We start from the raw sequence: 6,654 nt of genomic DNA on the forward strand, positions 1-6,654 counted from the left end.
TGTATAGTATATCTACTATATTGAATTCTTCAGCCGCTGAATGAATGCGGCCATTCCTCCAAGGCCGGTATATTCTTGGGCATCCTCCACGTAGCGAACCCTCCATGACTCCCGACTCACCCTTATTGAGCTACGACCCTCAGCCGAGCGTGCTACTCGATACCCAGGGTCAGCCGCTGGAGTTGAATGCCGCGCTGCGGGCACTGCTGGCGCAGCATCCCCACAGCCATGTGTTGGGCTTTCTGCCAAAAAATCACCGGGACCTGATACGCGCTTGCCTGGATCAGCAGCGCGCTATTGAAGGGGTCGAAGCTGAGTTTCAGGCGCAGATTCTGATCTGGACCTTTATCCCAGACCCGCAAAACAACCGCGTTTTCGCTCGCTGTAACGTGGCAACTGCGCAGGTGCTGGCCGAACGCGAGGCCGCCAAGGCGCGGCGCCTGTATCGGCTGATCATCGAGAACACCACGGACCTGATTTCCCGGCATACCCCGGACGGGCGCTTTCTCGATGCGTCGCCGGCATCCTGGACTTTGCTCGGCTATTGGCCCGAAGAGTTGCGCGGGCAAATGGCCCAAGGCTTGTTCCACGATCAAGACCTGGCCAACCTGGAGCAAACCGCGCGCGATGCCCTGGAGCAGGACGGTTATCACACCATGGCGTACCGGATTCGCCATCGCGACGGGCATTACCTGTGGTTCGAAACCGCCAGCCGGGCGATTCGGGAAACCTACACCGGGGCGGTGGTCGAAGTGGTTTGTGTGTCCCGGGACATTACCGCGCGGGTGCGGGCCGAAGAAAACCGCCGGCGCCTGGAAGACGAACTGGCGCACACCGCGCGGCTGGTGACGCTGGGGGAACTGGCCTCGGGCATCGCCCACGAAATCAATCAGCCCTTGGCGGCGGTGGTCAATTATGCCAACGCCAGCCAACGCTATATGCAGGCGCTGGGGACCAACCCGCAGGCCGCCGAACGGGTGGCCCAGGGCCTGGAACGCATTACCTTGCACGCCACCCACGCCTCGGAAGTCATCCGCCGTTTGCGCGGTTTTCTGCGCAAGGGTCAGCGACGCATGCAAGCTTTGAACGTGGCCGAAGTCGCCCGTGAAGCCCTGCGGTTTTGTGCCTGGGAAGCGAGCAATTGCCAAGTGACAATCGAGGATCGACTGCCGGATAATCTGCCGCCCGTTTATGCCGACCGGGTGCTGCTCGAACAAGTGCTGCTCAATCTGCTGCGTAACGCCATCGATGCCAACCGCGAACAACATTCGGGCCAGCCGTCGCTGATCGTAATGACGGCGGGGCAGGGCAACGGCGCAACCGTAGACATCAGCGTGCACGACCAGGGGCCGGGCGTCAGTGAGCCGCAACTCGAACAAATTTTTACCCCGTTCTATACCAGTAAGCCGGATGGCCTCGGCCTCGGGCTGTCCATGAGTCGCAGCATCATCGAAGGTTTCGGCGGCGAATTGCAGGCTCGCCGGCAACCGGTCGGGCTGCTGGTGTATTGCCGCTTGCCGCTGGCCGGCCCAACAAAAAAACAACAATAGGAATAACGCAATGGCGGGTGTGACGGAACACGTGGTGTATGTGGTCGATGATGATCAAGGGATGCTCGATTCGACTGTCTGGTTGCTGGAATCGGTGGGCCTCAAAGCCTTGCCGTTCACCAGCGGCGTCGAGTTTCTGGAAGCGTGCGATGCGACGTTCAACGCCTGCGTGCTGCTGGACGTGCGCATGCCGGGCATGGGCGGTTTGAACGTGCAGGAAGCCATGCGCGAACGTGCGCTGGACTTGCCGATCATCTTCGTCAGCGGCCACGCCGACGTGCCCATCGTGGTCCGGGCGTTCAAGGCCGGCGCCCACGACTTCATTGAAAAACCCTACAACGAGCAACTGCTGCTCGACAGCGTGCAACAGGCGCTGAGCAACTGCGCGGCCAGTCGTTCCGGCAATCTGGGCCAGGAACAATTGCAAGCGCGCATGCTGACGCTGACCCCACGGGAACGTGATGTGTTGTTGCCGCTGGTTCAGGGTTACACAACGCGGGAAATCGCCGAGCAACTGGGCGTAAGCGCAAAAACCGTCGACTTGTATCGATCGCGGGTGATGAAGCGGATGCAGGCCAATACCTTGTCGGACCTGGTGGGGATGGCCATCGCGGCGGGGATGGTTGATCCGTTGAGGTTGCGCTGAACCAAAAGCAATCATCCATAACGTGCGCTGCCATCACTCGATGCAACGAATGCCCCCTCAAGGCCTCATATAAAAACGAGCGGTGCTTTGGTTGTGGTTTCAGACGCAATCGCCAGCATCGACTGTTTCATGACAAGGGGTGATGGGTTTATGACGGTGACGGATAAAAAGCATGTGGAATGGCTGGTCGAACAATCGATGCTTCATGCTGCACGGCAGCGGGCCAAGCTCTATTCGGGGCAAGGTCGATTGTGGCAACAGCCTTACGCGCATACCCGGCCCCGTGATGCTTCAGCCCTGGCGTCGGTGTGGTTTACCGCGTATCCGGCGTCCATCGTCACTCGCGAAAACGGCACGGTGCTTGAGGCCCTGGGGGATGAAACCTTATGGCACGCGTTATCGAGAATCGGTATTCAGGGCATTCACAATGGCCCGCTGAAAAGGTCGGGCGGCCTCTTGGGTACCGAACATACGCCAACCATTGACGGCAATTTTGACCGCATCAGCTTCGAGATCGACCCGCAACTGGGCACCGAGGCCCAGCTTCAGGCGCTGACCCGCATGGCCGCCGCGCACAATGCGGTGATCATCGATGACGTCATCCCGTCACACACCGGCAAAGGCGCGGATTTTCGCCTGGCCGAAATGGCCTACGAAGACTATCCGGGCCTCTACCACATGGTGGAAATCCGCGAGGAGGACTGGCCGCTGCTGCCCGATGTCAGGGATGGGCGTGATGCGCAGAACCTCAGCCCAGCGCAGGTAGACGCCCTGCGCGACAAGCATTACATCGTCGGCCAGTTGCAACGGGTGATCTTCTTCGAACCGGGGGTCAAGGAAACCGATTGGAGCACGACACCGATCGTGATGGGGGTGGACGGCAAGCCGCGACGCTGGGTTTACCTGCATTACTTCAAAGAAGGGCAGCCGTCGCTGAACTGGCTGGACCCGACCTTCGCCGCGCAGCAAATGATCATCGGCGACGCGTTGCACGCCATCGACGTCATGGGCGCAAAGATTCTGCGCCTGGACGCCAACGGATTTCTCGGCGTGGAACGCAAGCTCGACGGCACGGCGTGGTCTGAAAGTCATCCGCTGTCGATCACCGGCAACCAGTTGCTGGCCGGCGCGATTCGCAAGGCCGGCGGTTTCAGTTTTCAGGAACTGAACCTGACCGTTGACGACATCGCCGCCATGTCCCACGGCGGGGCCGATCTCTCCTATGACTTCATCACCCGTCCCGCGTACCAGCATGCGTTGCTGATGGGCGACACCGAGTTCCTGCGCTTGATGCTGCGTCAGATGCACGCGCAGGGCATTGATCCGGGCTCGCTGATCCATGCCTTGCAGAACCATGACGAACTGACCCTGGAACTGGTGCATTTCTGGACCCTGCACGCCCATGACACCTTCCTTTATCAAGGGCAGACCTTCCCCGGCAACATCTTGCGCGAGCACATTCGCGAACAGATGTACGAACGCCTGGCGGGAGAACACGCGCCCTACAACCTGAAATTCGTCACCAACGGCGTGTCCTGCACCACGGCGAGCATCATCACCGCCGCGCTGGGGATTCGCGACCTCGATGCGATCACCCCGGCGGATATTCAACAGATACGCCAGATTCATTTGCTGCTGGTGATGTACAACGCCATGCAGCCTGGTGTGTTTGCGTTGTCCGGCTGGGACCTGGTCGGCGCGTTGCCCTTGCCGGCGGAACAGGTTGCGCATTTGATGGGCGACGGTGATACGCGCTGGATTCATCGCGGCGCCTACGACCTGGTGGACCTCAACCCCGACGCCGAGTTGTCGGAGGGGCAGATGCCACGGCCGAAGACGCTGTACGGCAGCCTGCCGAGCCAATTGAAAGACCCCGATTCGTTTGCCTCGCAACTGAAGAAGATCCTCGCGGTTCGCCGTTCCTACGATATTGCGGCCAGTCGCCAGATCCTGATCCCGGACGTTGAGCACCCGGGGCTGCTGATCATGGTCCACGATTTGCCGGCCGGCAAAGGCACGCAAATCACCGCCCTGAACTTTGGCGCCACGCCGATCACCGAAACCCTGCACTTGCCCAATATTGCGCCGGGGCCGGTGGTCGACATCATCAATGAGCGGGTCGAAGGTGATCTCACGCCTGAAGGGGAGTTCACCATTACGCTGGACGCGTATGAGGGACTGGCGCTGCGGGTGGTCAGTAGCTCGCCGTTGATCTAAGCGGCGCCGGGCGGTTTAGGCTCGACCGTGCAACTCATTTGTCCTGAGCCGGGTTTCTGGAAAAGGGCCATGTTGCCGGTTTGCCAGAAGCTGTAATTGCCCTGGTTATCCTTGCCGGTGTATCGGGTGCCCGAATCACTTTGCACCTGGCTCAGGGTGATCGAGGTGCTCGCCCATTTCAGGTACACGACACCCGGCTGCGTGGTGAAGAAGGTGGCGGCAATCAGCCCGGAAAACCCGGCACAACGAAACGCCAGGGGGCCTTCGGTGAGTCTGTCCGGGTCATTGGTTCTCACGATGGCCGAGCCTTGCCTTAGCTGGTGCGCGCGTTCGGCATAACGGCGGATGGTGCACGTCTTGGGATCTGGTTCGGCGCCACACTGATTGCGGGCGTCGATCCAGAATTGCTGGTCGACGCTGACTTTTTCCGGAGGCGGGACTGAATGTTCATCGCTGAGCGCCAGGCGATAGAGACGCGTCAGTTCGATATCCATCTGCGCCAGTTGCGGATCGCGGCAGATGAGTTTTTCGACCGATAGCCGTGCGCTGGCGCAGTCGAAACTGGTCTTGAACGTTGGCGCCGGCAACGCGGCATGTGCGCAGGTGCTCGCCGCCGCATACACGCTGGCAGCAAGCAGGCAGGTGAAAAGGGCCGTAACCGGTTTCATGTTGGCTTCACCAGATCATTGATCTGAGGTGGACTATATCCCTAAGCGGAGGTTCCAACAGCGGCTGTCGCCCTGGATTTTGAGGCCGGTTAGCCGGCAATCAGGTTAGAGTGTTCATCAATGTCTATTTCAATCGTTATGTGAAGAATGAATCGTCCGCTGTTTGTTTCTCTAGATGGGCCCAAGGGAACCGGCAAAACCACACTGTTGGAGGCCGTTACGAAAGTACTGAGGGCAGACAATAAAAAGGTGATCCGACTTTGCGAGAAAAAAAGCGATCCCTACAGGGGTGAAACAATGGCCCTCGTTAACAAACTCGTCAGAAACCCCAGCCGGGATCTGGAGTCGGAGGTTTGTGAGCGCTTTGCTGATAGCCGCGCCTGGATTTCCCAGCACGTGCTGGCTAAACAGCCACCGGACAGCATCATCCTGATCGATCGCTGGTACCCGTCTGATGCCGCGTTTCGCCGGCTAGTCCCGTTTGCAGAGATTCTGCAGCTAAACATTGATCGAAACGTGCGAGTGCCAGACCTGCATGTCGGGATTGTCACCAACCCTGATATTTCATGGGCAAGGGCAGCGGCACGACGGCGCGGGCTGAGCAGTACGGTGATCCATAAGCTGGAAGAACATGTCGCCTGTACCACAGCGTTCGAGCAAGCGATTGCAGATCACGGTTGGGTTTTATGCCGTAATGAAGGAACGATCGAAGACGCAACGATGCAGGTGATTTCCGAGATCTACAGAGTCCTTCGATGCGCGGGCCTTGATCTTGATGCGGTCGAGGTCGCCGTAGAGATGGATTGTTAGCAGATGTCGATTGCTGGAGATCTATGTAGCCGCCACCACTAACCTATAGCTCATCCCTAATCCATTGATGCAGCAAGAGCACGAGCGCAGTTTTCAATAACTGGTAGCTTTCGTGCCACGAAAGCTCTCGCTTCATGAAATGGTAGCTTTATTTTATTCTTCATAATCAACAGTATAGATCAGCCTTCAAAGAATGTTTGAAATTTGAAACATTGCTGCTAAACCTTGATGCAAGGTCTGGTATTGGAGCACAACATGTTCTACGCAGGGGCAGTGGGAATACAGCGCAGCGATGGGGGCATGTGCCTTATCGGCAGTCTGACATGCCAGGATGGCAGGGTACGGTTAGTACGCCTGGCGACCGGCGCTGTGAGGACGGCCAAGGCTGAAGACATCTTGCTCCTGCAGCCTCGGCAATTCCTCGTCCAGTTCAACAATCACATGCTGGAGATGGTATCGACATCACATAGTTTGGAATCGAAGACCGCCGAAGCAGAAAAGCCCATTCCAGCGTCGACCATTGAACTCATCAAGCACTATTTTGAAATCGTTAGGAGCGACCCATCACGCAAGCATGAATGTTGGTTTCTACAAGAGTTTATTATATCAAGTGTTTGGCATTATGAGTTAGGCATGCCTATGACGAGCAGGATAATTATGGTCAGTAAGATTCAAAATGTTTTTGGATATATTGATATGAGTTGCCCAAGCAAATCACTTCTATATTGTCGCTTTGTAAAGCTTAAGCGCTCAATAGTTCTAA

At 57.7% G+C, this 6,654-nt stretch carries 6 protein-coding genes; 5 read left to right on the forward strand and 1 reads right to left on the reverse strand.

What is annotated here, in order from left to right; translation table 11 throughout:
• The first annotated feature begins 104 nt into the window (after positions 1-104).
• The 3 genes from V5E99_RS23925 (at position 105) to treS (ending at position 4,413) form a co-directional block, all read left to right on the forward strand.
• Positions 105-1,550 (forward strand): sensor histidine kinase, encoded by a 1,446-nt coding sequence (locus V5E99_RS23925; protein ID WP_499804704.1) that lies wholly within the window; start codon positions 105-107, stop codon positions 1,548-1,550.
• 10 nt (positions 1,551-1,560) lie between these two features.
• Positions 1,561-2,196, forward strand: coding sequence for a response regulator transcription factor (locus V5E99_RS23930; RefSeq protein ID WP_499804705.1), 636 nt, complete (start codon positions 1,561-1,563; stop codon positions 2,194-2,196).
• Positions 2,197-2,346: 150 nt separating this feature from the next.
• Positions 2,347-4,413 (forward strand): maltose alpha-D-glucosyltransferase, encoded by a 2,067-nt coding sequence (treS, locus tag V5E99_RS23935; protein ID WP_499804706.1) that lies wholly within the window; start codon positions 2,347-2,349, stop codon positions 4,411-4,413.
• Here treS and V5E99_RS23940 read toward each other — a convergent pair.
• The gene (locus V5E99_RS23940; protein WP_499804707.1) at positions 4,410-5,081 is read right to left on the reverse strand and encodes an MliC family protein; all 672 of its coding nucleotides are present in this window, start codon (positions 5,079-5,081) and stop codon (positions 4,410-4,412) included. The two genes, treS and V5E99_RS23940, sit on opposite strands and share 4 nt — an antisense overlap.
• A gap of 147 nt (positions 5,082-5,228) precedes the next feature.
• Between V5E99_RS23940 and V5E99_RS23945 the strand changes: the two genes are divergently transcribed.
• Positions 5,229-5,891, forward strand: a complete 663-nt coding sequence (locus tag V5E99_RS23945) for a dTMP kinase (protein WP_499804708.1) — start codon at positions 5,229-5,231, stop codon at positions 5,889-5,891.
• Positions 5,892-6,146: 255 nt separating this feature from the next.
• A partial coding sequence (locus V5E99_RS23950; protein ID WP_499804709.1) for a hypothetical protein occupies positions 6,147-6,654 on the forward strand: 508 nt, incomplete at its 3' end.

This window comes from Janthinobacterium sp. LPB2021202312-11-4 (assembly GCF_037049705.1).
Taxonomy (GTDB): Bacteria; Pseudomonadota; Gammaproteobacteria; order Pseudomonadales; family Pseudomonadaceae; genus Aquipseudomonas.